The sequence below is a fragment of the Pseudomonas sp. 21 genome (assembly GCF_000955805.1).
Classification (GTDB): Bacteria; Pseudomonadota; Gammaproteobacteria; order Pseudomonadales; family Pseudomonadaceae; genus Pseudomonas.
In genome coordinates, this window is sequence record NZ_JYOA01000005.1 from 152,019 (window position 1) to 178,771 (window position 26,753).

Genomic DNA, 26,753 nt, shown 5'->3' on the forward strand with positions numbered 1-26,753 from the left:
GCAGTCGACTTCGGCAGTATAAGCACGCCCCGCCTCAGCAGGGCGCGCCTTCCATCAGCGTTTGTCTTCGACCTTCCACTTGCCGCCGTCGAAGAACGCACGCCAGCCGGTGGGCTTGCCGTCGACCTCGGACTGCACGTACTGCTCCTTGGTCTTGCGGCTGAAGCGGATCACCGCCGGACGGCCATCCGGGTCTTTCGCCGGGGCGGAAAGCAGGAAGTGGTACTTCGGATCCAGCTCTTCCTTGTGCGGCACCAGCTCGGCAACCAGCGGAGCACGAGTCTCGCGGTTCTTCGGGAACTGGCTGGCGGCGAGGAACAGGCCGGAAGCGCCGTCACGCAGTACGTAGATGTCGTCCACCTTCTCGCACTTGAGCTCCGGCATGCGGATGGCGTCCATCTTCGGCGGCGCGGGCTCGCCGCTCTTCAGCAGCTTGCGGGTGTTCTTGCAGGTTGGGTTGGTGCAACCGAAGAACTTGCCGAAGCGGCCGGTCTTGAGCTGCATCTCGCTGCCGCACTTGTCGCATTCCAGGCTCGGGCCTTCGTAGCCCTTGATGCGGTACTGGCCTTCCTCGATCTCGTAGCCGGCGCAATCGGGGTTGTTGCCGCAGATGTGCAGCTTGCGCTTCTCGTCGACCAGGTAGGCGTCCATCGCGGTGCTGCAGATCGGGCAGCGGTGCTTGCCACGCAGCACGCGGGATTCGGACTCGCCCTCGTCGTCCGCGGCGATTTCGTCGCCCGGAATCAGGTTGACGGTCGCCTTGCAGCGCTCTTTCGGCGGCAGGCTGTAGCCCGAGCAGCCGAGGAACACGCCGGTGGAGGCGGTACGGATCATCATCGGCCGGCCGCACTCGCGGCAGGGGATGTCAGTCAGGGTCGGCTGGTTGGCGCGCATGCCATCGTTGGAGGCTTCGGCCAGGTCGAGCTTCTTGCGGAAGTCGCCGTAGAACTCGTCCAGCACGTTTTTCCAGTCACGCTCGCCCTGGGCCACGTCATCGAGGTTCTCTTCCATGCCGGCGGTGAAGCCGTAGTCCATGAGGTTGGAGAAGCTCTCGTTGAGGCGGTCGGTGACGATGTCGCCCATCTTTTCCGCGTAGAAGCGGCGGTTGTGGGTGGTGACGTAGCCGCGCTCCTGGATGGTGGAGATGATCGCCGCGTAGGTGGACGGACGGCCGATGCCGCGCTTTTCCAGTTCCTTGACCAGGCTGGCTTCGGAGAAGCGCGCCGGCGGCTTGGTGAAGTGCTGGCTCGGGTCGAGCTTGAGCAGCTTCATCGCGTCGCCCTGGTTCATGACCGGCAGGACGTCATCCTCGCCCGGCTTGCTCTGCTGCGGCAGCACCTTGGTGTAGCCATCGAACTTGAGGATGCGGCCCTTGGCGCGCAGCTCGAAGTCACCGGCACCAGCGCTGACGGTGGTGGACAGGTACTCGGCCGGCGGCATCTGGCAGGCCACGAACTGGCGCCAGATCAGGTCGTACAGGCGCTCGGCATCGCGCTCCATGCCCGACAGCTGGGTCGGACGCAGGTTGACGTCGGAAGGACGAATCGCTTCGTGCGCTTCCTGGGCGCCTTCCTTGCTGGAGTAGAAATTCGGCTTGGCCGGCAGGTATTTCTTGCCGAACTCGCTGTCGATGAAGCCGCGCACCATGTCGATGGCGTCGGCCGACAGGTTGGTCGAGTCGGTACGCATATAGGTGATGTAGCCCGCTTCGTAGAGACGCTGGGCCATCATCATGGTCTTCTTCACACCGAAGCCCAGGCGATTGCTCGCGGCCTGTTGCAGGGTGGAAGTGATGAACGGGGCCGAGGGCTTGCTGGAGGTCGGCTTGTCCTCGCGCTTGGCGATGCTGTAGCTGGAAGCCTTGAGCTTCTCGAGGGCGGCCATGGCCTGCGCTTCATTGAGCGGCTTGAAGGCTTCGCCCTTCTCGCGCACCACCTCGAAGCGGACCTTGTCGTTCTTCGGCGTGCCGAGGTCGGCATGGACTTCCCAGTACTCTTCCGGGACGAAGGCGCGGATCTCGCGTTCGCGCTCCACCACCAGTTTCACCGCTACCGACTGCACACGGCCGGCGGAAAGGCCGCGAGCGATCTTCGCCCACAGCAGCGGCGAGACCATGTAGCCCACCACGCGGTCGAGGAAGCGGCGCGCCTGCTGGGCATTCACACGGTTGATATCCAGCTCGCCGGGCTGGGAGAAGGCCTCCTGGATGGCCTTCTTGGTGATTTCGTTGAAGACCACGCGCTTGTAGCGCGAGTCGTCGCCGCCGATGGCCTCGCGCAGGTGCCAGGCAATGGCCTCCCCTTCGCGGTCCAAGTCGGTTGCGAGATAGATGGTGTCGGCATCCTTGGCCAGGCGGCGCAGCTCTTCGATCACCTTTTCCTTGCCGGGCAGGATCTCGTACTTGGCCTTCCAGCCGTGCTCCGGGTCGACGCCCATGCGAGTGACGAGCTGGCGCTTGGCCTTCTCCTTCGGCGACAGGGCCGGCGCCTCGGCAGCGGTCTTGCGCGCTTTTGCCGCAGGCTCCTTCGAGGCGGACGAGCCGCTGGTGGGCAGGTCGCGGATGTGGCCGATGCTCGACTTCACCACGTACTGGTTGCCCAGGTACTTGTTGATGGTCTTGGCCTTGGCCGGTGATTCCACGATGACCAGCGATTTACCCATGGATCGGAAGATTCCTGCGTCGAAAAGATGAATTTATAAGGAGGGAGGAGCTAGGAGCGGCACCGCTATATATAGTGGCGGTCGCGCCAAGGTCAAGCTTGGGTTTCGCCGGACGGGCCGGTCTGAAGACCCAGCGGATCGTTTTCGGCACTCACCAGAGCGAAACGCGGAACGTTCTCACCGTTCACTTCCACCGCCTCGGTGAACATGCTCAGCGGGCGCACCCAAAGGCCGAATTCGCCGTACAGCGCCTGGTAGATCACCAGCTCTTCCTCGGTCTCCGAATGCCGGGCGACGCCGAGCACGCGGTACTGCTGTCCCTTGTAATGTCGATACAGTCCGGGCTGCAAGTGCATGTCGGTTCTCCCTCGGCCGGCCAAAAGGCGGCGATTGTGCTCATTGCGCTGCCGCCGGGCAATCCCCGTCCGACAAAAACGAAAGCCGGGGCACAAGGCCCCGGCTCTCCCATCGACGAAAGCTTAGACGCGTTCGAAGACGGTGGTGATGCCCTGACCGAGGCCCACGCACATGGTGGACACGCCCAGGGTGCCACTGTTCTGCTTCATCACGTTCAGCAGGGTGCCGGAGATACGCGCACCGGAGCAGCCGAACGGGTGACCCAGGGCGATGGCGCCGCCGTGCAGGTTGACCTTCTCTTCCATCTTGTCGAGGATCTTGAGGTCCTTCAGCACCGGCAGGGCCTGCGCAGCGAAGGCTTCGTTGAGCTCGAAGAAGTCGATGTCGTTGATGGTCAGGCCGGCGCGCTTGAGCGCCTTGTTGGTCGACGGAACCGGGCCGTAGCCCATGATCGCCGGATCAACGCCCGCCACGGCCATGGCGCGAACCACGGCCATCGGCTGCACGCCGAGGTCCTGGGCGCGCTGGGCGCTCATGACGATCATGCACGAGGCGCCGTCGGTGATCTGCGAGGAAGTACCCGCAGTCACGGTGCCGCCTTTCGGGTTGAAGGCCGGCTTCAGGGCCGCCAGGCTTTCCAGGGTGGTTTCCGGACGGATGGTTTCGTCGAAGTCGAAGATCTTCAGGAAGCCGTTCTCGTCGTAACCTTCCATCGGGATGATTTCGTCTTTGAACTTGCCTTCCTGAGTCGCTTTCCAGGCCAGCTGGTGCGAACGCACGCCGAACTTGTCCTGCGCCTCACGGGTGATGCCGTGCATCTTGCCCAGCATCTCGGCGGTCAGGCCCATCATGCCCGACGCCTTGGCGGCGTACAGGGACATGTGCGGGTTCGGATCGACGCCGTGCATCATGCCGACGTGGCCCATGTGCTCCACACCGCCGATGACGAAGACGTCACCGTTGCCGGTCTGGATCGCCTGCACGGCAGTGTGCAGGGCGCTCATGGACGAACCGCACAGGCGGCTGACGGTCTGGCCGGCGCTGGTGTGCGGGATCTGGGTCATCAGCGACGCCATGCGCGCGATGTTCCAGCCCTGCTCCAGGGTCTGGTTCACGCAGCCCCAGATCACGTCCTCGACTTCCGCCGGGTCGATCTTCGGGTTGCGCTCCAGGAGCTTGCTGATCAGGTGCGCGGACATGTTCTCCGCGCGGGTGTTGCGGTGCATGCCACCCTTCGAACGGCCCATCGGGGTGCGGCCGAAGTCGACAATGACGGCGTCTCTCGGATTCAGGCTCATAAATTCACTCTCGCTCTATTCGTTGCGCACTCAACCGAAGAACTTCTGGCCGCTCTTGGCCATTTCACGCAGCTTCGCGGTCGGGTGGTACAGCGCACCCAGGTCGGCGTACTGGTCGGCCAGTGCGACGAATTCGGCCACACCGATGGAGTCGATGTAACGCAGGGCACCGCCACGGAAGGGAGGGAAGCCGATGCCGTAGATCAGGCCCATGTCGGCCTCGGCAGCGGTCTCGACGATGCCGTCTTCCAGGCAGCGCACGGTTTCCAGGCACAGCGGGATCATCATGTAGTTGATGATGTCCTCGTCGCTCAGCTCGCGCTGCTCGGTGACGATGGACTTCAGCAGCTCATAAGCCTGCGGGTCGGTGACTTTCTTCGGCTTGCCGCGCTTGTCGGTCTCGTAGGCGTAGAAGCCCTTGCCGTTCTTCTGGCCCAGGCGGTTGGCGTCGTACATCACGTCGACGGCAGTCTTGCCTTCCACGGCCATGCGGTCGGGGAAGCCTTCAGCCATCACGTCACGGCCGTGGTGGCCGGTGTCGATGCCGACCACGTCGGACAGGTACGCCGGGCCCATGGGCCAGCCGAACTTCTCCATGATCTTGTCGATGCGCACGAAGTCCACACCGAAGCCCAGCAGCTTGGAGAAGCCGCCGAAGTACGGGAACAGCACGCGGTTGACCAGGAAGCCGGGGCAGTCATTCACCACGATGGGGTTCTTGCCCATCTTCTTGGCGTAGGCCACGGTGGTGGCGACGGCGACGTCGCTGGACTTCTCGCCACGGATGACTTCGACCAGCGGCATCATGTGCACCGGGTTGAAGAAGTGCATGCCGACGAAGTTTTCCGGACGCTTGAGCGCCTTGGCCAGCAGGTTGATGGAGATGGTGGAGGTGTTGGATGCGAGGATCGCATCTTCCTTCACGACGCCTTCAACTTCAGCCAGAACGATCTGCTTGACCTTCGGATTCTCGACCACGGCTTCGACGACGATGTCGACGTTGCCGAAGTCGCCGTAGGACATGGTCGGGCGAATGGCGTTCAGAGCCTCGGCCATCTTGGCCGGGGTCATGCGGCCTTTCTCGACGCGCTTGCCGAGCAGCTTCGAGGCTTCATTCAGACCCATCTGGATACCCTCTTCGCGGATATCCTTCATCAGGATCGGAGTGCCCTTGGAAGCGGACTGGTAGGCGATGCCGCCACCCATGATGCCGGCGCCCAGTACGGCGGCCAGTTTCACGTCCTTGGCGATCTCGTCGTACTGCTTGGCCTTCTTCTTCAGGTCCTGGTCATTCAGGAACAGGCCGATCAGGCTCTGCGCAACCGAGGTCTTGGCCAGTTTCACGAAGCCCTGGGCTTCGATTTCCAGCGCCTTGTCACGACCGAAGTTGGCGGCTTTCTGGATCGACTTGATCGCTTCGACCGGCGCCGGGTAGTTCGGGCCGGCCTGGCCAGCGACGAAGCCCTTGGCGGTCTCGAAGGCCATCATCTGCTCGATGGCGTTCAGCTTGAGCTTTTCCAGCTTCGACTGACGACGGGCCTTGTGGTCCAGCTCGCCGGCGATGGCGCGCTTGACCAGGTCCAGAGCGGCGGCTTGCAGTTGCTCGGGAGCCACGACGGCATCGACGGCGCCGACTTTCAGCGCGTCTTCAGCCTTGTTTTCCTTGCCCGAGGCAATCCACTCGACCGCGTTGTCGCAGCCGATGATGCGCGGCAGGCGAACGGTGCCGCCGAAGCCCGGGTAGATGCCCAGCTTCACTTCCGGCAGGCCGACCTTGGCGGTGGCGCTCATGACACGGAAGTCGGCCGCCAGGCACATTTCCAGACCGCCGCCCAGGGCGATGCCGTTGATCGCGGCTACGGTCGGAACGTTCAGGTCTTCGAAGTCACTGAAGATCTTGTTGGCTTCGAGGTTGCCGGCCAGCAGCTCTTCGTCGGACAGCTTGAAGTTGTCGACGAACTCGGTGATGTCGGCGCCGACGATGAACACGCCCTTGCCGCTGGTCACGATCACGCCCTTGACGGACGCATCGGCCTTGATGGTATCGACTGCTTGGCGCAGTTCATTCAGGGTGAGTCGGTTGAACTTGTTGACGGACTCGCCCTTGAGGTCGAAATTCAGTTCGACGATGCCGCTCTCAAGAGCCTTAACCGTGATGGCTTTACCTTGGTAAATCATCAACTGATCTCCACGCTAGGGAAGCTTGAAATCACACGTCGGACACCGTGTATCGGGACCGTTCGGCAGTCGCCGAGGATAGTCCCAAAGCTTGCGGCACACCCGCCGACGCGATAGCCGGGGCGTTCTGACCAAGTCGCTGCGCGGGGCAAACGCTCGATTCATACGCCCGTTTGATTTGGGTGCGCCCACCTTCTAGGAAAAGCCAAGGCTTGTCAATCAGCGAGACGTAACAGTCGCAAAGCGGCCGGGGCGTCTGGGCCGGAGCATTCAGCGCAACCCTGACGCCCCATTCACCACGCCTATCGTGACAATTGTTACCTGGCACCGACGTCCCGACAGCCACTGTTCAAACCCCATGGCCCGCGCTAGAGTCGGGCGCAATGGCGATCTGCCTCCTGCCAACGCTGGCGGACGCCTGGAACCTGTGCAAAACAAAACAACAAGAAGCCCATGGCTCCAAGGAGTTGGAACGATGTCCAGCCGTCCGCTCGTGCGTCTGCTGTCCGCGCTCGCGCTCACCGCCCTGCCCCTCATCGCTGCCGCCGACGCCGCCAGCGACCTGCTCAACGTCCACCAGACGCGCCTCGCCGCCCAGCGCAGCCTCGGCGACTTCTTCATGTTCAACGCGATGGAAGGCGACCAGAAGTACGCCAAGATGGTCGAGGCCTCGTCGCAGAGCGCCACCGACGCCCTGGGCAAGCTGGGGGAAATGCCCGGCAACGAATCGAAGAAGCTCAAGACCGAGCTGCTGGATGAATGGAAAGCCTATGCGGCCCAACTGCACACCCTCACCGGCGCACTGGACAAGAGCGGCTACACCGACCTGCAACCGGTCGCCGACCTCGCCGCACAGAACCGCAAGCTGCTGGATACCGCCGAGCAGCTCTACGCCAAGATCCAGGAGGAAAGCGGCAGCAAGGTCCCGCCGCTGACCCAGCAGACCCGCGAGCAGAGCCTGCTGATGCAGGACATCGCGGTGGACTACGCCTCGCGCAATGCCTCGGTGGGCGCCAGCTTCTTCGGCGGTGGCGAGGAGCGCCCGCTGGATGACCTGGCCAACCGCTTCGCGATCAACCTGGTGAAGCTGCAGCAGGCGCCGCAGACCACGCCGGAGATTGGCCAGGAGCTACGCGGCGTGGCGATCAAGTGGCGCTACATCGAGAAATCGCTGCAGAACTACAACCAGAACAGCGTGCCCTTCCTGATCAACAAGTACTCCGACCGCATCATCGAAGACCTGGAGAAAGTCTCCGGCCTGTATGCCGCGCAGCAGAGCTGATCGCTTCAGGCATGCTGCTCGAGGGCTTCAGGCTTGCTGTTTAAGGAAGGCAGCGACCCGCTCGAGGTCGCTGCTGTCGCCCCGTTCGCCCCAGTACAGCGCGAGGAACTGGGGTGTCGCCTCGACCATGTAGACGTCTTTCGGCAGGCTGGCCAGCGCCTGGGCCAGCTCGACAGGGGCGCTCGCCTCACGCCAGCGGTCCAGCCAGACGCCCGGCTCGCTCTGCCAGTAGCACCAGACGTCGCGGTTCTTCCCTCGGGCGCGGTGGTATTGCGCGCACTGGCGCGGCGGCTGCCGCTCCAGCCAGTGCGGCCACTCCTGCTGCGCCATCTGCATCGCCAGGCCCAGGCGCCGCGCCTGCAGGCGCAGGTCCATCTGCCCGCGCTGGCCGCGCGATGGGATCAGCCAGGTCAGCGGGCTGAGTACCAATGCGATGAGAAGAATTACCATCCAGGTGGTCATATCGGTTATACCGGTCAAACAGGTCAAGCACGGCCATTGGGGCCATACTGATTAATAACGAGTCCCCCGGAGGAGACGCTCATGCCCTACCAACACATTCTGGTCGCCGTCGACCTTACCGAAGAATGCGATCCGGTGATGAAGCGGGCGGTCGCACTGGCCAAGGCCAATGACGCCCGGCTCTCGGCGGTGCATGTGGTCGAGCCCATGGCGATGGCCTTCGGCGGCGACGTGCCGATGGACCTGTCGATGCTGCAACAGCAGCAGTTCGACCAGGCCAAGGAACGCCTGCACCAGTTCACCCTCACCTACGCCGAGATCACCAGCTCCCAGTGCCACCTGGTCTACGGCCAGCCGCGCCAGGAAATCCACCGCCTCGCCGATGAACAGGACTGCGACCTGATCGTCGTCGGCAGCCACGGCCGCCACGGCCTCGCCCTGCTGCTGGGCTCCACCGCCAACGACGTGCTGCACGGCGCGCCCTGCGATGTCCTCGCCGTGCGCCTGCAGAAAACCAGCTGAGCCAACCCAGGTAGACAGCGGGCCCTGCGGGGCCCGCTTCGTTTCAGGCGCCGAGCATGTCCCCGCTCATCAGCAGCGGCCGCACCTTCTGCAACTGCGCCTCCAGCGAATAGCTCATGCTCGATGCCATGGAGAAGAAGCTGAGGAAAGCCTTCAGGTTCGAGTCGCCGTCGCAGGTCTCGTGAATCCGCTGCCAGAACGCCTGGTTGACCAGTTGCAACTGCTGGAACTGCTTCACCAGCCCCTTCAGCTCCCAATCCGCATGCCGTCCTTCACGGAAGTTGAAGTACTGACGCATCAGGTACAGCGATACCGCGCGCAGGATGAACTCCTGGTTGCTGGCAAACGGCAAGTGCTGCTGGGCCATCGGCTTGAGCTTGCCCAGCAGCGGGCAGGCGCTGGTGGCCATGATCACGCCGAGCAGCGCGCGCAGGCCCTCTTCCAGCCCCGCGTGCTTGATGTACTCGCGCTCCGGCGTGCGTACCTGCACCGAGACCTTCTTGAAGGCCGGCAAACCACGGAAGTCCTCGATCACCCGGTGCAGGTCCACCGCCGCCGGGCAGTGGCTGTACTGCGCCGGGTTCAGCGGGCAGTTGCTGCATCGGTTGTTCTCCAGGCGCGTCCAGCGTGGCGTCTGGGCGGCTACCTGCGGGTCGTACTGGCGCTCCAGCTCGATGCGGTAACTGAACTCGTGCTCATCATCCAGGGTGATGCGGTACTCGATTGCCATTCGGCCATCCCTAACAGTCTTTGATCAGCGATACGCACGGGCACATCGCCGGACCGAACGGATCACTCTTCCAGTTCTGCCCAGCGCTCGATCAGCCGGTCCAGATCTTCCTGCAGGGTACCGAGGCGCGCGAGGGCAGCCTGGGCTTCATCCTGCGGGCGCTGGTAGAAGTCCGGTGACGCGGTTTCTTCCTGCAGCGCGGCCATGTCCGCCTCCAGGGCCTCGATCTGCCCGGGAATGGCTTCCAGTTCGCGCTGCAGCTTGTAGCTCAGCTTCTTCTTCGGCGCGGCCTCCACCGGCGCACTCACGGCCGCCGGCTGCTCGGGAGCGGGAGCAGCAGCGGGCTTGTCGCCCTTCTCCTCACCCACGCCGAGCAACTTGGGCGAGCCGCCCTGACGCAGCCAGTCCTGGTAGCCACCGACGAATTCGCGCACGCGTCCTTCGCCTTCGAACACCAGGGTGCTGGTCACCACGTTGTCGAGGAAGGCCCGGTCGTGGCTGACCATCAGTACGGTGCCGTCGAAGGTCAGCAGCACTTCTTCCAGCAGTTCCAGGGTTTCCACGTCCAGGTCGTTGGTCGGTTCGTCCAGCACCAGCAGGTTGGCCGGCTTGCTGAACAACTTCGCCAGCAACAGGCGTGCCCGCTCACCACCGGAGAGCGCTTTCACCGGGGTACGGGCGCGCTGCGGGGAGAACAGGAAGTCGCCCAGGTAGCTGAGCACGTGGCGATTCTGCCCGTTGATCGTGATGAACTCGCGGCCTTCGGAAATGTTGTCGATGACGGTCTTTTCCGGCTCCAGCTGGTGACGCAGCTGGTCGAAATAAGCCACTTCCAGTCGGGTACCTTCCTTGACGCTGCCGGAAGTCGGCTGCAGGTCGCCCAACAGCAGCTTGAGCAGCGTGGTCTTGCCGGTGCCGTTGGCGCCCAGCAGGCCGATGCGGTCGCCGCGCTGCAGCACCAGGGAGAAATCACGGATCAGCGCCGGGCCACCCGGATGGGCGAAGCCGGCTTTCTCGACGACGATCACCTGCTTGCCGGACTTCTCGGCCGTCTCCATCTGGAAGCTGGCCTTGCCCTGGCGCTCGCGGCGTTCGGCGCGCTCGTTGCGCATCGCCTTCAGCGCACGCACGCGGCCTTCGTTACGGGTACGACGGGCCTTGATGCCCTGGCGAATCCACACTTCCTCCTGGGCCAGGCGCTTGTCGAACAGTGCATTGGCCGCCTCTTCCGCCGCCAGCTCCTGCTCCTTGTGCACGAGGAAGCTGGCGTAGTCGCCGTTCCAGTCGATCAGGTGGCCACGATCCAGCTCGAGGATGCGGGTGGCCACGGCCTGCAGGAAGGAGCGGTCGTGGGTGATGAACAGCACGGCGCCGGGGAAGTCCGCCAGGGCGTTTTCCAGCCAGGCGATGGCACCGATGTCCAGGTGGTTGGTCGGCTCGTCCAGCAGCAGCAGGTCAGGCTCGGCCACCAGCGCCTGGGCCAGCAGCACGCGACGACGCCAGCCGCCGGAGAGCTCGGCGAGGGTCTTGTCGGCCGGCAGTTGCAGGCGGCTCAGGGTGGTGTCCACCAGCTGACCGAGGCGCCAGCCATCGCGGGCCTCGAGGTCCTGCTGGACCCGCGCCAGCTTGTTCAGGTCCTCTTCGCTTTCGATGTGCATGCTCAGGTGGTGATAGCGCGCGAGCAGCTCGCCGACTTCGGCCAGGCCTTCGGCAACCACGTCGTAGACCGTGCGGTCGTCGGCGCGCGGCAGTTCCTGCGGCAGCTCGCCGATCTTCAGCGAGGGTGCGCGCCAGATGTCGCCGTCATCGGGCTTCTGCTCGCCCTTGACCAGCTTGAGCATGCTCGACTTGCCGGTGCCGTTGCGGCCGATGATGCAGACCCGCTCACCGCGAGCGATCTGCCAGGACACCTTATCCAGCAGCGGAGTGGTGCCGAAGGCGAGGGACACGTCGGTTAACTTGAGCAGGGTCATGAGAGCATCTTCCGTAAAACAGGGCGCGCAGTTTAAGGGAAAGCGCGGAAAAGTCAGAGGGGTACGGACAAAGTGCAGGGGCGAGACATTCGTCCGCCTTTGAGCCAGGCAGCCCTGGTGGCGCTTTCACCCCCCGCGCGCAACAGGCTAAGCTACGGGGCAGCGGGCGCGCGCCATCCAGCGCCCACCGATCATCTTCCCGGAAGAGCCATGCGCGGTCGCCTTTTCTCACTGTTTTCCTGCCTGATCCTCAGCCTGTCCGCCTCGACAGCCAACGCAGCGTCCCTGCCCCAGCAGCGCCAGATGTACGACGAGGCGCAGAAGGCCCTGGCGCGCGGCGACAGCGGCCCGTACTTCGCCTACCAGTCGGCGCTGGCCGATTATCCGCTGCAGCCTTACCTGGCCTATGACGAGCTGACCAACCGTTTGAAAAGCGCCAGCAACGCCGAGATCGAGCGCTTCATCGAGCAGCACGGCGACCTGCCGCAGATCAACTGGCTGAAGCTGCGCTGGATGCGCCAGCTGGCCGATCGGGGGGACTGGAACACCTTCGTCCGTTATTACGACCCGAAGATGAACTTCACCGAGCTGGACTGCCTCTACGGCCAGTACCAGCTGGGCCACGGCAACAAGGCCGAGGGCTACGCCACCGCCGAGAAGCTCTGGCTGGTGGGCAAGCCGCAGCCCGATGCCTGCGACACCACCTTCGCGATGTGGCAGGCCGACGGCCAGCTCACCGAGGAGAAGGTCTGGAAGCGCCTGAAGCTGGCCGCCGAAAAAGGCAACTACAGCCTCGCCACGGTGCTTTCCAAGCGCCTGCCGACCCTCGGCAGCCAGGGCACGCTGATGGTCAATGTGGCGCAGAACCCTGCGCAGCTGAGCCAGACCACCCGCTTCGGCGCCCGCGACCACGCCACGGCCGACGTGGTCGGCCTGGGCTTGCGCCGCCTGGCCAAGCAGGATCCGGAGAAGGCCATCAACCTGCTCGACTACTACAGCTCGGTGCTGCCCTTCTCCAGCGACGAGAAGGTCTCCATCGCCCGCGAGATCGGCCTCAGCCTGGCGCGTCGCTATGACCCGCGCGCGCTGCCGATGATGGTCAAGTACGACCCGCAACTGCGCGACGACACCGTCACCGAATGGCGCCTGCGCCTGCTGCTGCGCCTGGGCCGCTGGGAAGAAGCCTACGAGCTGACCCGCGCCCTGCCGCCGTCGCTGGCCGAGACCAACCGCTGGAAATACTGGCAGGCGCGCTCGCTGCAACTGGCGCAACCGCAGAACAAGCAGGCCATCAGCCTGTACCAGCCGGTGGCCGGCGAACGTGACTTCTATGGCTTCCTCGCCGCCGACCGGATCAACGCCCCCTATCAGCTGAACAATCGTCCGGTATCGCTGGACGCGGCAACGATGCAGCGCGTGCGCAATGCGCCGAGCACCCGCCGCGCCCTGGAGTTCTACGCCCGTGGCGAGATCATCAACGCCCGCCGCGAGTGGTACCACGCCGCTCGCCACCTGAGCCACGACGAGCTGCTGGCCCAGGCGAAGATCGCCTACGACATGCAGTGGTACTTCCCGGCCATCCGCGCGATCAGCCAGGCCAAGTACTGGGACGACCTGGATATCCGCTTCCCCATGGCCTACCGCAACACCCTGGTGCGCGAGGCGCGCAACCGCGGCCTGCACTCCAGCTGGGTATTCGCCATCACCCGCCAGGAAAGCGCCTTCATGTCCGATGCGCGCTCCGGCGTCGGCGCCACCGGCCTGATGCAGCTGATGCCGGCGACCGCCAAGGAAACCTCGCGCAAGTTCGGCATCCCGCTGGCCTCGCCGCAGCAACTGATCGTGCCGGACGTGAACATCCAGCTCGGCGCTGCCTACCTGAGCCAGGTACACGGCCAGTTCAACGGCAACCGCGTGCTCGCCACCGCCGCTTACAACGCCGGCCCCGGCCGTGTGCGCCAGTGGCTGAAGGATGCGCGCCACCTGGCCTTCGATGTCTGGGTGGAGACCATTCCGTTCGACGAGACCCGCTCCTACGTGCAGAACGTGCTGTCCTATGCGGTGATCTATGGGCAGAAGCTCAACGCGCCGCAGCCCATCGTCGACTGGCATGAACGATTCTTCGACGAGCTCTGACACCCTCTACCGCCCGGCACTCGCCGGGCGGTCTTCATTACCTCAAGGAAAAGGAAATTCCCATGCGCCAGTCGCTCGTCTCTTTCACCGTCCTGGCCGCCGGCCTGCTCAGCGCCGACCTGGCTCTCGCCGCCTGTGAGAAGCCGCGCAACGCCTTCGACAGCGTGTACTGCCTGAGCACCGAATATGCCCAGGTCGACCGCGAGCTGAACAATGAATTCGGCACCCTGCGCAAGATGCTCAACGACGGCCAGAAGGCTGCGCTGAAGAAGAGCCAGATTGCCTGGATCAAGGACCGCGACGCCCAGTGCAGCTACGAGCGTGATGGCGGCTACTTCGTCAACCTGCAGTGCGCCGTGGACAAGACCAACGAACGCCTGGCTGTTCTGCGCGAGCGCGAGCGCGAATGCCAGAGCACCGGCTGCGTCGACAGCAAGCTGTAAGGCGTTGACGGCGAACAACCGTGAAGGTTGTTCGCCCTGCGGTTACCTGCAGGAGCGAACTTGCTCGCGAACAGATTTTACGGCGGCCCAGGCGTCAGGCGGGTTCGCGAGCAAGCTCGCTCCTGCAAGTTGGGGCCCGGCACACAACCCTGCGCGTAATGTGCCTGTGCGCCCTACTCCAGAACTTCCACTTCCATGCCCACGCGCAGCGTTCCGCTGTTCAGGGCGATCAGGTTCTGGCCGAACAGCGCCTCGCCATTGACGTTGCGGTAGCCCAGCAGGGTCGCCAGCGGCTCGCGGGCGGCATCGCGCTCGCCGGTGTGCGGGTCGATGGTGGTGAGGATGCAGCGCGAACAAGGCTTGGCCACCTTGAAGGTAACCTCGCCGATGCGGATGCGCTTCCAGCCGTCTTCGGCGAAAGGATCGGCGCCGCTGACCACCAGGTTCGGGCGGAAGCGCAGCATCTCCAGTGGGCGACCGACCTTGGCCGACAGATCGTCCAGCGAACCCTGGCCGATCAGCAGCAGCGGGAAGCCATCAGCGAAATGCACATGCTCGCCGGGTTCGGCATAAGCGGTATCCACCTGCCGCGCGCGCTGCTCGGGCATCTGCACCAGGCGCACGTCGCGGCCGAGGAAGCTGCTCAGCCACTGCGCGGCCTCATCGCCGGCGTCCGGCACCTGCAGCATGTCACGCCAGATCAACACACCGCGCAGGTTGTCGTCGCTTTCGGGCACTGGCACGAAGATATCTTCCATTCCCGGCGCACGCAGGCGCAGGCCATGGAAGTCATCCTGCCAGCGCGCCTCGATGCGCCCCATCTGCGGCAGCAGGCGCTGGGTCAGGAAGCGGCCGTTGGCTGCCTCCACCACCATCCAGCGTCGATCCCCTTCCAGGCCCAGGGCATCCAGGCGAACGGACTCCAGGGGCTCGTAGGCGGTGGACTTGACCGGGTAGCGGTAGAGCTCGCTGAGGGTGTACATCGGGGGCTTCCTTTCGGGCGGGCGAAAGCGACCTTATACGGCGAGGGACGGACGTCTAGCAATGGCAACGAACCTGTAGGAGCGAGCTTGCTCGCGAGCGCTTTTCTCCGGACGCACAGGTATCAAGCGGTTCGCGAGCAAGCTCGCTCCTACGAAAACAAGCTAGGCGGGGACTTTCTGCAGGCGGCGGCGTACCACTTCCACCAACTGGTCCGGCTGGAACTTGGAGAGGAAGTCGTCGCAGCCGACCTTCTTCACCATGGCATCGTTGAAGCTGCCCGACAGCGAGGTGTGCAGCACCACGTAGAGGTCACGCAGGCGCGGGTCGCTGCGGATCTCGGTGGTCAGCCGGTAGCCGTCCATCTCCGGCATCTCGGCGTCGGTGAAGACCATCAGCAGCTTCTCTTCCATGTCATGGCCTTCGTCGGCCCAGCGCTTGAGCTGCTGCAGAGCACGCAGGCCATCGGTCGCCACGTGCAGGCGCAGGCCGAGCTGGCCGAGCGTGTCACGCAGTTGGGCAATGGCGACGCTGGAGTCATCCACCACCAGCACTTCACGGCCACGGGTCTGGCTGAGCAGCTTGTCGTCCAGGCGGTCGCTGGAGACACGGGTGTTCATCGGCACGATCTCGGCCAGCACCTTCTCGACGTCGATGATCTCCACCAGGCGGTCTTCCACCTTGGTGATCGCGGTCAGGTAATGCTGGCGGCCGGCGCCACCGGGCGGCGGCTGGATCGACTCCCAGTTGAGGTTGAGGATGCGCTCCACGCCGCCCACCAGGAAGGCCTGCACCGAGCGGTTGTACTCGGTGACGATGATGGTGCTGTTGGCATCCGGGGTCAGCGCGCGCATGCCGATGGCGCGGGACAGGTCGATCACCGGGAGGGTCTGGCCGCGCAGGTTGATCACTCCGCAGATCATCGGGTGGCGCTGCGGGATCAGCGTCAGGCGCGGCAGCTGCAGCACTTCCTGCACCTTGAACACGTTGATCGCGAACTGCTGCCGCCCGGCGAGACGGAAGACCAGGATTTCCAGGCGGTTCTCGCCTACCAGTTGGGTGCGTTGATCGACAGTGTCGAGAATACCGGCCATGCCTGCTCCAGATTCGGAATGAGTCGTGCGGGAACGCTATCGGCCGAATCCTGCGGAACAAGATACTGGCCGTGCGCCATCATGCACGACTTGCCCGGTCCGGGCCAGACCGATCAGCCCATTGGTGCGCCGAGCCGCCCGGTGGATGAAAGCAGCGGCGAATCCGCCGGCAAGTGCATGGAGAGCGCCGCCGGGCGGATCTCGAAGCGCAGTTTGCGGCCTTCCAGCGGCTCGCCGTCGAGGTTGACGTCCAGTCCCTCGCGGGCCTCCACCTCGACCCAGGGCACCCGCGCGCGGATGAACACATCCTGGGTGCCAAAACCGCTGCCGAGCAAAGCGCCGAGTGTCCCGACCATGTCCTGCGGGGTCGGCAGGATGCTCAGGTCCAGCAGCCCGTCGTCCGCCGTCGCCTGCGGGCAGAGCACGTGCCCACCCCCCGCCTGCCGACCGTTGCCGATGCCCAGGGCCAGGAATTCGCCTTCCCAGCTGAAGTCCGGCCCGGTGAAGCGTCCCTGCGCCGCATGCACTTCGGAAAAACGCGTCAGCCCGGTGAGCAGGTAGGCCGCGCCGCCGAGCAGCTTCTTCAAGTCTTCCGGGGTGTTGGCCGTGACCTTCGAGCCGAAGCCGCCGGTGGCCATGTTGAGGAACATCTGCCCGTCCACCTCGCCCAGGTCGATGGGCCGCGCCGGTACGTCCAGCAGGGCCAGCGCAGCGGCCGGCTCCAGCGGCACGCCAGCGGCGCGGGCGAAATCATTGGCAGTGCCCAGCGGCAGGATCGCCAGGCTGGCCTTGCCGCCGGCCTGGGCCAGCGCCTCGGCGACATCGCGCACGGTGCCATCGCCGCCGCCGGCGATCAGCGTGGTGTAGCCCGCCGCCAGCCCCTCCTCCACCAGCCGCCGGGCGTCGCCGCCCTCCCAGGTCACCCTGACATCCAAAGCTCGCCCCGCCTCGCGCGTGGCCAGCACGGCGGCGCGCACTTCATCGTTGGCGGCTTGCTTGCCGTGCAGGATCAGCAGGGCCCTGGGTTGGGTCATGGGTCACACCTCAGATTCAGGGATATTGGACACCCAGTTCATTGGAATCAGCCAGCCCGGATACGAACAAACGCACACTGGCCGGAATTTGGACCGTGAGATGGCCAAGAAAGTTGACCTGTTACTCAATGCAACTATTGACTACCCGCTTTTAGCCGCTCGTCCGCCCCTATGCCCTTGTTCCTCAGCGCTCTGCTTATCGTGGCCATGCTTGAACTACTGGCCATGATCTTCTGGTCAAAGCTATGGTTCAGACTTGGAATTCCGGTCTTTTCGCGCCAGGTAACAGGACACTGCACCCGTGTGGCCATGACTCCGGACGAGTTGATTGAAAGGCAACCTCCCAGCAGGTTTCAGCCCTTTCTCTTCGAACGTCTGAGCAGCAGAAGTATTGGCTTCCGCGAGTGGCTGCTGCCTGGCTCGCTCGTAGCCCTCCTCAACCTCTCCATCTTGAATTTCTACACACCGGTCATGCGCGGGCGTCTGGAAATCGACTCCTTGGGCAATGTCCGAATTGTAGGATTGCTGAACTACTTTCCGCTGTTGCTAGGGCTCTACCTGCTCGAATTCGCCATCGACAGCAAAGGCTCAGCTGCTCCGCTGATAGGCCTCGCTCTATTAGCTGCCATCTATGTCGTGCAACGCGGTCGCTTCAAGCAACTCGCCGCAGTGCTTTCGAGTTTCTAGGGCTCATGCCGGGTACCCCGTGATCTCCCGGATGCTCTGGTACAGCGGCTTGAGCTGCTTGTACATGCGCTGGTAGACCTCGTTGTAGAGCCGTTCGTAGGTACGCTGCGCTTCCGGGCGCGGGTGGAAGACGTCGCCCACGCGGGTCATGGCGGCGATGGCGCTGGCGAAGTCCGGATAAAGCTGCAGCCCCACCGCGCAATCGATGGCCGCGCCCAGGCCGGAAGCCTCGTAGACGTGCGGACGCTCCGCCGGCAGGCCGAAGATGTCGGCGGTGAGCTGCATCGCCGCGTCGCTCTGCGAGCCGCCACCAGCCACGCGCAGGCGCTGGATGCGGGTGCCGGAGCGTTTCTCGATGCGCTCCTTGCCCTGGCGCAGCGCATACGCGAGACCTTCGAGGATGGCGCGGTAGATGTGCGCGCGGGTGTGCACGTCGCCGAAGCCAATGATCGAGCCCTTGGCTTCCAGCCCCGGCTCGCGGATGCCGGGCGTCCAGTAGGGTTGCAGCATCAGGCCCATGGAGCCCGCGGGCACGCTGTTGACCAGCTCGTCGAAGAGCTTCTCCGGCTCGATGCCCAGTTCCTCGGCGCGCTGCATCTCGCGCAGGCCGAACTCGCGCTTGAACCAGCTGACCATCCAGAAGCCGCGGTAGATCATCACTTCGGTGTTGAAGTGATCGGGGATCGCCGCCGGGTATGGCGGGATCAGCGGGATGGTTTCCAGGTAGCGCGAGCGGGTGGTGTTGATGGTCGCGGTGGTACCGTAGGACAGACAGGCCACTGTCGGGTCGATGGCACCCGCGCCGAGCACTTCGCAGGCCTTGTCGGCCCCCGCGGCAATCAGCGGCAGGCCTTCGGGAATCCCGGTCAGGCGGCTGGCCTCGGCGGTGATCTCACCCAGCTTCTCGCCGGGCTTGAACAGCTCCGGCAGTTGCTCGCGGCGCACGTCCAGCGCCTGCCACTTCCAGTCGCGCGGCGTCGCCCATTGCAGCTTCTTGTAGTCGAATGGCAGGTAGGCGACGCTGCAGGCGACCGAGTCCACGTAACGCCCGCACAGGCGCTGGGTGAGGAAGCCGGAGAGCAGCAGAACCTTGTGCGTGCGCTGATGGATATCCGGCTGCTGCTGGGCAACCCAGTTGACTTCGGCCTGGGTGCGGAAGTAATCCACCGCGCCCTGCGCGCCCACCAGCTTGAACAACCAGCCCCAGGGGCCCTTGATCGAACCTTCCAGTTCCGCGCGGCGCTGGTCCAGCCAGATGATCGCCGGGCGCAAGGCCTGGCCGGCCTGGTCGACGTGGATCACCGTGCCGCGCTGGGTGGTCAGCGACACGCCACGGATGCGGCTGCGGTCGATGTCGACGCTGGCCCACAGGCGCTGGCACGCCTCGCCCAGCTGCTCCCAGTAGTAGTCCGGGTGCTGCTCCGCCCAGCCGGGCTGCGAGGAGAAATAGGCTTCCAGCTCGACCTTGCCCTTGCCCACCAGGTTGCCCTGGAGGTCGAAGAGCAGCGCGCGCACGCTCTGAGTGCCGTTGTCGATGGCCAGCAGATAGTTGTTGTTATTCATGGGGCTCTTGGTCATGGAGACTCGGTCAGTGCGGAAGGCTGTAGCAACGACGCCACAACGCCAGGTAGTCCTGTTCTTCGCGTTTCCAGCGCGCGTCGTCCCAGCCCAGGCGTGGCTGGCACAGCGCGCGAATTCTTGGCAGTTCGTGGGCGCCGCCGTCGGCCAGGAGCAGGCCGATGCGGGTGCGGCGCAGCAGCAGATCATCCAGGTGCAGCACCAGTTCGCCTTCCGCCGCCCAGGCCAGCTCGGCCCAGAGTGAATCGGTATGGCCGATGCATTCGCTGCCCACGGTTTTCAGTACCCGCGCCAGCTCCGGCAGTGCACGGCCATGGCGACCTCTCAGGCGAACTTGCTGGGGCGGGGTCAGACCCGGCAAGGCGATCAGTTCAACCGGCTCGAAGACTTGCTCGCCCGCCGCTTCCAGCGGGCGCTCCAGCATCGGCGCGCAAGCGGCGAGCACCTCCAGCGCCAACAGGCGGAAGGTGGTGAGCTTGCCGCCGGCCAGCGTCACGCAGCCCGGCTCGACCCACAGCGCATGTTCACGCTTCTCGTCCGAGGGCTTGAGCGACGGCGCGCCCTCACTGACCACCGGGCGCACGCCGGCCCAGGTGGAGCGCACGTCACCGGCGGTAATCTGCGCGGACGGGAATTGCTGTGCGCAAGCCGCCAGCAGGTAATCCACTTCCTCGCGGCTGATGGCAGCGTCATCGTCCAGCGTGTCGCGGTGATCGAGGTCGGTGGTGCCGACCACGGTCGCGCCTTCCCAGGGGAAGACGAAGACCGGGCGCTTGTCCTGCCCATGCATGAAGCTGAAGGCGTGGGCGACCGGCAGGCGCCAGGCCGGCAGCAGCAGGTGGCTGCCCCGCAGCGGGCGGATGTGCTCGCTGCCGTGCTTCTGCCGCAGCGCATCGGCCCAGGCGCCGGTGGCCAGCGCCACGGCGCGGGCGCGGAAGGTGAAGCGCTCGCCGCTCTCGCCGTCCTCGGCGACCAGCCCCTGAACACGGCCATCGCGGCGCGCCAGCTCGACCACCTTCAGGCCGTTCAGCGCTTCGCCGCCTTCGCCGCGCGCTTCGCCCAGCACGCGCATCACCAGGCGCGCGTCATCGGTCACCGCATCCTGGAAGCGGGTGCCACCCAGCAGGCGATCTTCCTTGAGGCCCGGCGCCAGGTAGCGCAGCTCCTCCAGGCGATGGAACAGATGATTGCGCCGCCCCGCCAGCGCGTCGTACAGCGACAGCAGGGTGCCAAACACGCGCGGGCCGGGGAAGCCGCCCTGGTAGTGCGGCATGATGAAGCTCAGCGGGTCGACCAGCCCCGGTGCCTCGCCCAGCAGGCGCTGGCGCTCGCGCACCGAGTCGCGGGTCAGGCCGAACTGGCCCTTGGCGATGTAGCGCAGGCCGCCGTGGACCATCTTCGACGAGCGGCTGGAGGTGCCCCAGGCGAAGTCGCGCTGCTCGATCAGCAGGCAGCGCCAGCCGCGCCGAGCCGCCTCGCGCAGGATGCCGGCGCCGGTGATGCCGCCGCCGACCACGATCAGGTCCCAGTCGCGCGCCGCCAGCTCCGGCAGCGCCTGCGCGCGCCAGGCTGCGTTCCAGGCAGGCATGGGCTCAGTCCTGCAGCAGGGTGCCGGGGTTCAGCCGGCCGGACGGATCGAAATGCCCGGCCAGCGCCTTGATCGCCGCCATGCCCAGCAGCCCTTTCTCCACCGGCAGGTAGGGCGCGTGGTCCTTGCCCACGCCGTGCTGGTGGCTGATGGTGCCGCGGTTGTTGGCGATGGTCTGGCTGGCGGCGTGCTTGAGCTTGCGCCAGCGCTCGTGGGTTTCCGCGTAGCTGGCCGCCGGGCGGAATACGTAGGTGGTGTAGATGCTCGAGCCTTCGCCATAGACGTGCGACAGGTGGGTGAACACGTGCACGCGCTCGCCCTCGGCGGCCAGGCCTTCGCGCAGGCTGGCCTCGATGCGGTTGAGCAGGTTGTCGACGTTGGACCAGTCGGTGGCGGTTTCCAGGGTGTCGACCACGTAGCCGTTCTCCCACAGCGCCTCGCGCAGGTAGGGGAAGCGGAAGCGATTCTGTGCCCACTTCTTGCCCAGCAAGGTGCCGGTGAACACGCCACCGAAGCCCTTCAGCAGCCGCCGCGCCGCGCGCAGCGACGTCGCGTTCTGCGCGCGGTCGCCGGTGACGCCGAAGGTCAGCATGCACTTGCCCTCGGCCGCGCCGCGCAGCTTCAGGTAGCGCTCCAGCCAGGCGATCTGCCCCGGATGGCCGGCCAGGGCCAGTTGAGTGGTCGTTTCGATGGCGTTGGACAGGCGCAGCATGGACAGCGGCACGCGCGCCTGCACCAGGGTGCGGATGCCTTCCAGCGCCTGCTCCCAGGACGGCAGGAACACCGCGTAGAAGCGTTCGTCCTCGGCGATGCGCGTGACCCGCACCTTCACCGACGAGAGAATGCCGAAGCGGCCTTCGGAACCCATCACCACTTCACGCAGGTCCGGGCCGGCGGAGGATGCCGGGAAGGTCGGGACTTCCAGGCTGCCGGCGAAGGTTTCCAGGGTGCCGCCAGCAAACAGCTGCTCGATGCGCCCGTAGCGCAGCGACTGCTGGCCGCTGGAGCGGCTGGCAACCCAGCCGCCGAGGGTGGACAGCTCCCAGGACTGCGGGAAGTGGCCGAGGGTATAGCCCCGTGCGCGCAACTGGCTTTCCACCTGCGGGCCGTTGGCGCCGGGGCCGAAGGTGGCGATCAGGCTCTGCTCGTCCAGCTCCAGCAGGCGGTTCATGTGTTCCAGGGAAACCGTGAGCACCGCCTTGTCCGACGCCGGCGGGTTGATGTGGCCGGCGACCGAAGTACCGCCGCCATAGGGGATCACCAGGCAGTCCCAGAGCTCGGCGAACTTCAGCAATTCGCGGATCTGCTCGGCGGTCTGCGGGTAGGCAACGCCATCGGGGAACACGCCGAAGTCGCCTTCGCGCATCGCCAGCCAGTCCGGCAGGCTCTGGCCTCGGGCGTGCAGCAGGCGGTCGCGGGCTTCGCGCACCACCAGCGGATGCTCGGGCAGGCGCGAGGCCGGCACCTTGGCGAGTACCTGCTCCAGCGTCGCGTCCGGCAGCGTCAGGCCCGGGCCGACCAGTTCGGCGAGAAAACCGCGTCCGTTGTCGGGCAATTCCACCACCGTCGTTTCTTCACCCCAGCCGTTCCAGCGTCGCATGCCCGCTCCTTTCTCTTTATAAGGTCTGAATCTGCTATTTCGATGCCGCTTGATGGCTGCCTATACTAGCCAGCCGCCCTGCCCTGTCACTGTCGGATCAAGACAGGCGCAGTTGCCGATCGAGACACCCAGAACAAGAACTCACGCCATGCATTCCCTCGGCTATACCTCCGTCCCCGCACTGCTGAAATACCTGCGCCACGCCGAGTCCCTCGGCATGGACCTGGACGTCGCCCTCCAGGCGGCGGGTCTGGAACGCTCGCAACTGAGCGACAACAGCCAGCGCCTGCCCAGCGAGGCCCACGAGCGCCTGCTGCAGCACCTGTGTGCGCACTCCGGCGACCCGCTGTTCGGCCTGCATTCCGCACGCTTCGTGCAGCCGGGCTCGTGGAGCGTGCTGGGCTACATCACCATGAACTGCGCCAACCTGGGCGAAGCCATGGGCCGCATCATTCCCTACGAAAAGCTGGTCGGCGACATGGGCGTCAGCCGCCTGGAACCAGGCACGGATCACATCAAGCTGATCTGGAACTGCCGCCACGAAGCCGCGCAGATCCGCCGGCACATGGTGGAGAACGTGCTGGCGTCCTGGCTGCTCTACGCGCGCTGGATCGCCGACACCAATGGTTCGCCGCAGGAAGTCTGGTTCGAACACGCGCAGCCCGAGGGCGCCGACGTCGCCGAATACGAGCAGCTGTTCGGCTGCCCGGTTCGTTTCGGACAACCCTTCAGCGCCCTGCTGGTGCCCCTGCAGTTGCTCAGCTACCCGCTGCGCCAGGCTGACGCCAACCTGCTGCGCACCCTGGAAGAACACGCCCTGGCGCTGATGGCCGAGCTGGACGACGACGAGCCACTGCCGTTACGGGTGAAGAACGCCCTGCGCCTGCTGCTCAAGGACGGCCTGCCGCGCAAGGAGCGCGTCGCCGAGCGCTTCGAGATGACCGTGCGCACCCTGCAGCGCCACCTGCAGCAGGCGGGCACCAGCTACCAGCAGATCCTTGACGAACTGCGCCAGGAGCTGGCCGAGCATTACCTGGTGCACAGCGACCTGCCGATCCAGGACATCGCCCAGTACCTGGGCTTCACCGAGTCGCGCTCGTTCCACCGCAGCTTCAAGGGTTGGACGGACCAGACACCCGGCGAGTATCGCCAGCAGCATAAAAAAACGCCGGTCTGAGACCGGCGTTTTTTTCGGGAGTTGCTGGCCGCCCGGCACGACCTGCAGGAGCGCACCATGCGCGCGATCGCGGGCATGGCCCGCTCCTACAGGCAACTGCGAACGTTGGACCAGGCGTAGGAGCGGACTCCGTCCGCGATTGGCTGATCCCCGCGTGGAGCTTGTCCACGGAGCAGCCAGCAGGACATCGCGGACAGAGTCCGCCCCTGCACGTCAGTCGAGGAGTTCGCTGAACGGAATGAAGGTCAGCCAATCACCCTCTGCCACCGTCGCCCCCTCGCGCACCTCCGCCAACCCTTCCGCCCAGGCCGCACTGCGCAGCACGCCCGAGCTCTGGTTGGCATAGGGCACTGCCCGGCCGTTCTCCAGGCGCGCGCGCAGGTATTCACGGCGGTTGCCCGGCTTGGTCCAGTTGAAACCGGCGGGCACCTGCAGGCGCAGCGGCTCGACCTTCTGCATGCCGAGGCGGCGCATCAGGTAGGGCCGCGCCAGCAGCGCAAAGGTCACCAGGGTGGATGCGGGGTTGCCCGGCAGGCCAATCACTGGCACCTGCTGGTAATGGCCGACGGTCAGCGGTTTGCCCGGCTTGATCGCCAGTTTCCACAGCGCCAGCTCGCCGGCTTCGCGCAGGGCCGCACCGAGGAAATCCGCCTCGCCAACGGAGACTCCGCCGGTGGAAAGAATCAGGTCCACCTTCGACAAACTGGCCAGCGCCGCGCGGGTGTGCTCCAGGTCGTCCGGGAGGATGCCGGCGTCCACCACCTCGCAACCGAAGCGTTGCAGCCAGGTGCGCAGCAGATGGCGGTTGCTGTTATAGATCTGCCCCGGCGCCAGCGGCTCGCCCGGCTCGACCAGCTCATCACCGGTGGACAGCAGCGCCACGCGCGGACGGCGACGCACAATCAGTTCGGCATGGCCAAGGGATGCGGCCAGCCCGATCTCGATCGGCCCCAGTCGCGTGCCAGCCGGCAGCACACAGTCGCCCTTGCGGGTTTCCTGGCCCTGTGGGCGTACATGCTGGCCCACCTTGAGTGTTTCGAGGAAACGCACGCGGCCGTCTTCCAGCACCTCGACGTTTTCCTGCATCTCGACGCAATCGGCGCCCTGGGGTACCGGCGCGCCAGTGAAGATCCGCACGCAGGTGCCCGGCAGCAACGGCTCGCCCGCCTGCCCGGCGAATATCTTCTGACTGACGGGCAGCGGCTCGCCCTGCCAGTCGGCCTGGCGCAGCGCGTAGCCGTCCATGGCGCTGTTCGGCCACGGCGGCAGGTCCAGGCCGGCGAGCAGCGGCTCGGCGAGCACGCGGCCATCGGCCTCGCTCAACGGCAGGGTTTGGGTATCGAGGATCGGCGCCTGCTCCGCCAGGCTCAGCAGGCGTGCCAGGGCATCCTCGACCGGCAGCAGTCCCGGCTTGTCGCAGCAGCTCATCCGCGGCTCTCGCAGGGCGCCGCCTTCTTCAGGTGCGGCACGAAGTTGCAGGGACGATGACCGGCATCCAGCTGTTCGCCGAGGATGCCGTCCCAGGCAGTGCGGCAGGCGTTGGTAGAGCCCGGCAGGCAGCAGACCAGGGTGCCGTTGGACAGGCCAGCCAGCGCGCGGGACTGCACGGTGGAGGTGCCGATGTCGGCCACGGAAATCTGCCGGAACAGCTCGCCGAAACCGTCCACCACCTTGTCCAGCAGGCAGGTCACGGCTTCCGGGGTACTGTCGCGGCCGGTGAAGCCGGTGCCGCCGGTAACCAGTACGACCTGCACTTCGTCCTCGGCAATCCAGGTCGCAACCTGGGCGCGGATGCGATAGAGGTCGTCCTTGAGCAGGACGCGGGCGGCCAGGTTGTGGCCGGCGGCCTTGAGGCGGTCGACGAACAGCTGGCCGGAAGTATCGGTTTCCAGGGTGCGGGTGTCGCTGACGGTGAGGACGGCGATGTTCAGCGGGACGAATGGCTGCTCGGCCTTGTGGCTCATGATGAGGGCCCTTGCTTGTGAGGTTGGAATGCGCGGTGTTATATCACAGGCCCGCCCCGGAGACCCCTGACATGCCACAAGCCCCGCTGCCCCCCTGTTCCGTCCTGATTCTCGCCGGAGGACGCGGCCAGCGCATGGGCGGCCAGGACAAGGGCCTGCTGGAGTGGCAGGGCCGCCCGCTGGTGAGCTACGCCGCCGCCCTCGCCCGCCCGTTCAGCGACGACCTGATCATCTCCTGCAACCGCAATGCGGACATCTACGCCGGCTTCGCCGACCGTCTGGTGCAGGACGACAGTGCGGACTTTCCCGGCCCGCTGGCCGGCATCCGTGCGGGCCTGGCCTGCGCACGCCACACCCACCTGCTGGTACTGCCCTGCGACGCGCCACGCCTGGATGCCGACTTGCTCGAGCGCCTGCTGCGCGCATCCGCCGCCGCGCCGGACATCGTGCACATGCTGCGCTGCGGCACGCAGTGGGAGCCATTGTTCAGCATCATCCCGGTGGCGCTGCGCGCCCAGATAGAAGAAGCCTGGAACCAGGGCGACCGCAGCCCGCGCCATGTGTTCTCGAACCTGGGCCTGCAGGCAGTGGATTGCCCGGCCGAGGACCCGCGCCTGGCCAATCTGAATACCCCGGAGCTGCTCTATCACGCCCGATAGCGACAGAGTCGAAAATTTTCCGGGAACTATGCTGCAAAGCTCCCGGTCAGACTTTTCGTACTTTTTTGTTCGCCCATCAGGAGATTCACCCATGAACAAACGGATGCTTCCCGCCTTCCTGCTCGCCCTGGGCTTTGGAGTGCTCGCTGGTTGCTCCACTCCGTCCGTCATCACCCTGAACGATGGTCGCGAGATTCAGTCGGTCGACAAACCCAAGTACGACCAGGAATCCGGCTTCTATGAATTCGAACAGCTGGATGGCAAAACCGCCCGTGTGAACAAGGATCAGGTACGGACCGTCAAGGACCTCTGATTCTCCCGGTGGTGAAAACGCCCCGCAGGCTCTGAT

The 26,753-nt window shown here is 65.4% G+C and carries 23 protein-coding genes; 8 read left to right on the forward strand and 15 right to left on the reverse strand.

The features are described from left to right. Positions 1-54: 54 nt before the first annotated feature. The 4 genes from topA to fadB all read right to left on the reverse strand — a co-directional run bounded on the left by topA (position 55) and on the right by fadB (position 6,494). Positions 55-2,661: a type I DNA topoisomerase gene (gene topA, locus UB43_RS13495; protein WP_045211687.1), complete on the reverse strand. Its 2,607-nt coding sequence runs from the start codon at positions 2,659-2,661 to the stop codon at positions 55-57. 92 nt (positions 2,662-2,753) lie between these two features. Next, positions 2,754-3,017 carry a DUF1653 domain-containing protein gene (locus UB43_RS13500; protein WP_045211689.1) on the reverse strand — a complete coding sequence of 88 codons (264 nt, stop codon included), beginning with the start codon at positions 3,015-3,017 and terminating at the stop codon, positions 2,754-2,756. A 123-nt stretch (positions 3,018-3,140) separates the two neighbouring features. Further along, complete coding sequence (gene fadA / locus UB43_RS13505) at positions 3,141-4,316, reverse strand: acetyl-CoA C-acyltransferase FadA (RefSeq protein ID WP_045211692.1); 1,176 nt, start codon at positions 4,314-4,316, stop codon at positions 3,141-3,143. A 30-nt stretch (positions 4,317-4,346) separates the two neighbouring features. Then, entirely contained in the window at positions 4,347-6,494 is a 2,148-nt protein-coding gene (gene fadB, locus UB43_RS13510) for a fatty acid oxidation complex subunit alpha FadB (protein ID WP_045211694.1), read from the reverse strand. A gap of 475 nt (positions 6,495-6,969) precedes the next feature. Here fadB and UB43_RS13515 point away from each other — a divergent pair, with 475 nt between their 5' ends. Beyond that, on the forward strand, positions 6,970-7,776 hold the full coding sequence (locus UB43_RS13515; protein WP_045211697.1) for a hypothetical protein: 807 nt from the start codon (positions 6,970-6,972) through the stop codon (positions 7,774-7,776). 27 nt (positions 7,777-7,803) lie between these two features. Here UB43_RS13515 and UB43_RS13520 read toward each other — a convergent pair whose 3' ends face one another. After that, positions 7,804-8,238 carry a hypothetical protein gene (locus UB43_RS13520; RefSeq protein ID WP_045211699.1) on the reverse strand — a complete coding sequence of 145 codons (435 nt, stop codon included), beginning with the start codon at positions 8,236-8,238 and terminating at the stop codon, positions 7,804-7,806. A gap of 81 nt (positions 8,239-8,319) precedes the next feature. Between UB43_RS13520 and UB43_RS13525 the strand changes: the two genes are divergently transcribed. Further along, complete coding sequence (locus tag UB43_RS13525; RefSeq protein ID WP_024766849.1) at positions 8,320-8,760, forward strand: universal stress protein; 441 nt, start codon at positions 8,320-8,322, stop codon at positions 8,758-8,760. Between the two features lie 43 nt (positions 8,761-8,803). Here the strand turns inward: UB43_RS13525 and UB43_RS13530 are convergent, their stop codons facing one another. Together UB43_RS13530 and UB43_RS13535 are read right to left on the reverse strand one after the other, a co-directional pair. Next, positions 8,804-9,490, reverse strand: coding sequence for a hypothetical protein (locus UB43_RS13530; RefSeq protein ID WP_045211703.1), 687 nt, complete (start codon positions 9,488-9,490; stop codon positions 8,804-8,806). Between the two features lie 62 nt (positions 9,491-9,552). Next, positions 9,553-11,463 carry an ATP-binding cassette domain-containing protein gene (locus UB43_RS13535; protein ID WP_045211705.1) on the reverse strand — a complete coding sequence of 637 codons (1,911 nt, stop codon included), beginning with the start codon at positions 11,461-11,463 and terminating at the stop codon, positions 9,553-9,555. A 210-nt stretch (positions 11,464-11,673) separates the two neighbouring features. Here UB43_RS13535 and UB43_RS13540 point away from each other — a divergent pair, with 210 nt between their 5' ends. Further along, positions 11,674-13,599, forward strand: coding sequence for a transglycosylase SLT domain-containing protein (locus UB43_RS13540; protein ID WP_045211708.1), 1,926 nt, complete (start codon positions 11,674-11,676; stop codon positions 13,597-13,599). A 62-nt stretch (positions 13,600-13,661) separates the two neighbouring features. Then, entirely contained in the window at positions 13,662-14,042 is a 381-nt protein-coding gene (locus UB43_RS13545) for a lysozyme inhibitor LprI family protein (protein WP_045211710.1), read from the forward strand. Between the two features lie 173 nt (positions 14,043-14,215). On the opposite strand, the gene UB43_RS13550 is transcribed toward UB43_RS13545, so the two are convergent. The 3 genes from UB43_RS13550 to yegS form a co-directional block, all read right to left on the reverse strand. Then, a complete protein-coding gene (locus UB43_RS13550; RefSeq protein WP_045211713.1) occupies positions 14,216-15,025 on the reverse strand; it encodes an MOSC domain-containing protein in 810 nt (269 codons plus the stop codon). A 162-nt stretch (positions 15,026-15,187) separates the two neighbouring features. Beyond that, a complete protein-coding gene (locus UB43_RS13555; RefSeq protein ID WP_045211715.1) occupies positions 15,188-16,117 on the reverse strand; it encodes a chemotaxis protein CheV in 930 nt (309 codons plus the stop codon). A 113-nt stretch (positions 16,118-16,230) separates the two neighbouring features. Beyond that, positions 16,231-17,151, reverse strand: coding sequence for a lipid kinase YegS (gene yegS / locus UB43_RS13560; RefSeq protein WP_045211717.1), 921 nt, complete (start codon positions 17,149-17,151; stop codon positions 16,231-16,233). Between the two features lie 207 nt (positions 17,152-17,358). Between yegS and UB43_RS13565 the strand changes: the two genes are divergently transcribed. Beyond that, positions 17,359-17,838 carry a hypothetical protein gene (locus tag UB43_RS13565; RefSeq protein ID WP_177329796.1) on the forward strand — a complete coding sequence of 160 codons (480 nt, stop codon included), beginning with the start codon at positions 17,359-17,361 and terminating at the stop codon, positions 17,836-17,838. A gap of 3 nt (positions 17,839-17,841) precedes the next feature. Here UB43_RS13565 and UB43_RS13570 read toward each other — a convergent pair whose 3' ends face one another. Genes UB43_RS13570 through UB43_RS13580 form a run of 3 tightly spaced genes read right to left on the reverse strand, consistent with a single transcriptional unit; the run spans position 17,842 to position 22,604 of the window. Then, positions 17,842-19,401: an FGGY-family carbohydrate kinase gene (locus UB43_RS13570; RefSeq protein ID WP_045212511.1), complete on the reverse strand. Its 1,560-nt coding sequence runs from the start codon at positions 19,399-19,401 to the stop codon at positions 17,842-17,844. A gap of 25 nt (positions 19,402-19,426) precedes the next feature. Beyond that, positions 19,427-21,004: a glycerol-3-phosphate dehydrogenase/oxidase gene (locus UB43_RS13575; protein WP_045211724.1), complete on the reverse strand. Its 1,578-nt coding sequence runs from the start codon at positions 21,002-21,004 to the stop codon at positions 19,427-19,429. A gap of 4 nt (positions 21,005-21,008) precedes the next feature. Further along, complete coding sequence (locus tag UB43_RS13580; protein WP_045211726.1) at positions 21,009-22,604, reverse strand: FAD-binding oxidoreductase; 1,596 nt, start codon at positions 22,602-22,604, stop codon at positions 21,009-21,011. Positions 22,605-22,752: 148 nt separating this feature from the next. On the opposite strand from UB43_RS13580, the gene UB43_RS13585 reads away from it, so the two are divergent. After that, a complete protein-coding gene (locus UB43_RS13585; RefSeq protein ID WP_045211728.1) occupies positions 22,753-23,781 on the forward strand; it encodes an AraC family transcriptional regulator in 1,029 nt (342 codons plus the stop codon). A gap of 213 nt (positions 23,782-23,994) precedes the next feature. On the opposite strand, the gene glp is transcribed toward UB43_RS13585, so the two are convergent. Together glp and moaB are read right to left on the reverse strand one after the other, a co-directional pair. After that, on the reverse strand, positions 23,995-25,209 hold the full coding sequence (glp, locus tag UB43_RS13590; protein ID WP_045211731.1) for a gephyrin-like molybdotransferase Glp: 1,215 nt from the start codon (positions 25,207-25,209) through the stop codon (positions 23,995-23,997). Beyond that, positions 25,206-25,745 (reverse strand): molybdenum cofactor biosynthesis protein B, encoded by a 540-nt coding sequence (gene moaB / locus UB43_RS13595; protein ID WP_045211734.1) that lies wholly within the window; start codon positions 25,743-25,745, stop codon positions 25,206-25,208. Before moaB ends, glp begins: the two co-directional genes overlap by 4 nt. A 71-nt stretch (positions 25,746-25,816) precedes the next feature. Between moaB and mobA the strand changes: the two genes are divergently transcribed. Together mobA and UB43_RS13605 are read left to right on the forward strand one after the other, a co-directional pair. Continuing rightward, a complete protein-coding gene (gene mobA / locus UB43_RS13600; protein WP_045211736.1) occupies positions 25,817-26,404 on the forward strand; it encodes a molybdenum cofactor guanylyltransferase MobA in 588 nt (195 codons plus the stop codon). Between the two features lie 91 nt (positions 26,405-26,495). Beyond that, a complete protein-coding gene (locus tag UB43_RS13605; RefSeq protein ID WP_045211738.1) occupies positions 26,496-26,717 on the forward strand; it encodes a YgdI/YgdR family lipoprotein in 222 nt (73 codons plus the stop codon). The last annotated feature ends 36 nt before the right edge of the window (positions 26,718-26,753 follow it).

Excerpts from the sequence above, each read along its gene's own strand:
- UB43_RS13555 (WP_045211715.1), bottom strand. The coding sequence starts at position 16,117 with ATGGCCGGTATTCTCGACACTGTCGATCAACGCACCCAACTGGTAGGC.
- UB43_RS13525 (WP_024766849.1), top strand. The coding sequence starts at position 8,320 with ATGCCCTACCAACACATTCTGGTCGCCGTCGACCTTACCGAAGAATGC.
- UB43_RS13520 (WP_045211699.1), bottom strand. The coding sequence starts at position 8,238 with ATGACCACCTGGATGGTAATTCTTCTCATCGCATTGGTACTCAGCCCG.
- UB43_RS13565 (WP_177329796.1), top strand. The coding sequence starts at position 17,359 with ATGCTTGAACTACTGGCCATGATCTTCTGGTCAAAGCTATGGTTCAGA.
- fadB (WP_045211694.1), bottom strand. The coding sequence starts at position 6,494 with ATGATTTACCAAGGTAAAGCCATCACGGTTAAGGCTCTTGAGAGCGGC.
- UB43_RS13515 (WP_045211697.1), top strand. The coding sequence starts at position 6,970 with ATGTCCAGCCGTCCGCTCGTGCGTCTGCTGTCCGCGCTCGCGCTCACC.
- UB43_RS13585 (WP_045211728.1), top strand. The coding sequence starts at position 22,753 with ATGCATTCCCTCGGCTATACCTCCGTCCCCGCACTGCTGAAATACCTG.
- UB43_RS13605 (WP_045211738.1), top strand. The coding sequence starts at position 26,496 with ATGAACAAACGGATGCTTCCCGCCTTCCTGCTCGCCCTGGGCTTTGGA.
- yegS (WP_045211717.1), bottom strand. The coding sequence starts at position 17,151 with ATGACCCAACCCAGGGCCCTGCTGATCCTGCACGGCAAGCAAGCCGCC.
- fadA (WP_045211692.1), bottom strand. The coding sequence starts at position 4,316 with ATGAGCCTGAATCCGAGAGACGCCGTCATTGTCGACTTCGGCCGCACC.
- glp (WP_045211731.1), bottom strand. The coding sequence starts at position 25,209 with ATGAGCTGCTGCGACAAGCCGGGACTGCTGCCGGTCGAGGATGCCCTG.
- UB43_RS13575 (WP_045211724.1), bottom strand. The coding sequence starts at position 21,004 with ATGCCTGCCTGGAACGCAGCCTGGCGCGCGCAGGCGCTGCCGGAGCTG.
- UB43_RS13540 (WP_045211708.1), top strand. The coding sequence starts at position 11,674 with ATGCGCGGTCGCCTTTTCTCACTGTTTTCCTGCCTGATCCTCAGCCTG.
- UB43_RS13580 (WP_045211726.1), bottom strand. The coding sequence starts at position 22,604 with ATGCGACGCTGGAACGGCTGGGGTGAAGAAACGACGGTGGTGGAATTG.
- UB43_RS13550 (WP_045211713.1), bottom strand. The coding sequence starts at position 15,025 with ATGTACACCCTCAGCGAGCTCTACCGCTACCCGGTCAAGTCCACCGCC.
- UB43_RS13500 (WP_045211689.1), bottom strand. The coding sequence starts at position 3,017 with ATGCACTTGCAGCCCGGACTGTATCGACATTACAAGGGACAGCAGTAC.
- mobA (WP_045211736.1), top strand. The coding sequence starts at position 25,817 with ATGCCACAAGCCCCGCTGCCCCCCTGTTCCGTCCTGATTCTCGCCGGA.
- moaB (WP_045211734.1), bottom strand. The coding sequence starts at position 25,745 with ATGAGCCACAAGGCCGAGCAGCCATTCGTCCCGCTGAACATCGCCGTC.
- UB43_RS13535 (WP_045211705.1), bottom strand. The coding sequence starts at position 11,463 with ATGACCCTGCTCAAGTTAACCGACGTGTCCCTCGCCTTCGGCACCACT.
- topA (WP_045211687.1), bottom strand. The coding sequence starts at position 2,661 with ATGGGTAAATCGCTGGTCATCGTGGAATCACCGGCCAAGGCCAAGACC.
- UB43_RS13545 (WP_045211710.1), top strand. The coding sequence starts at position 13,662 with ATGCGCCAGTCGCTCGTCTCTTTCACCGTCCTGGCCGCCGGCCTGCTC.
- UB43_RS13530 (WP_045211703.1), bottom strand. The coding sequence starts at position 9,490 with ATGGCAATCGAGTACCGCATCACCCTGGATGATGAGCACGAGTTCAGT.
- UB43_RS13570 (WP_045212511.1), bottom strand. The coding sequence starts at position 19,401 with ATGAATAACAACAACTATCTGCTGGCCATCGACAACGGCACTCAGAGC.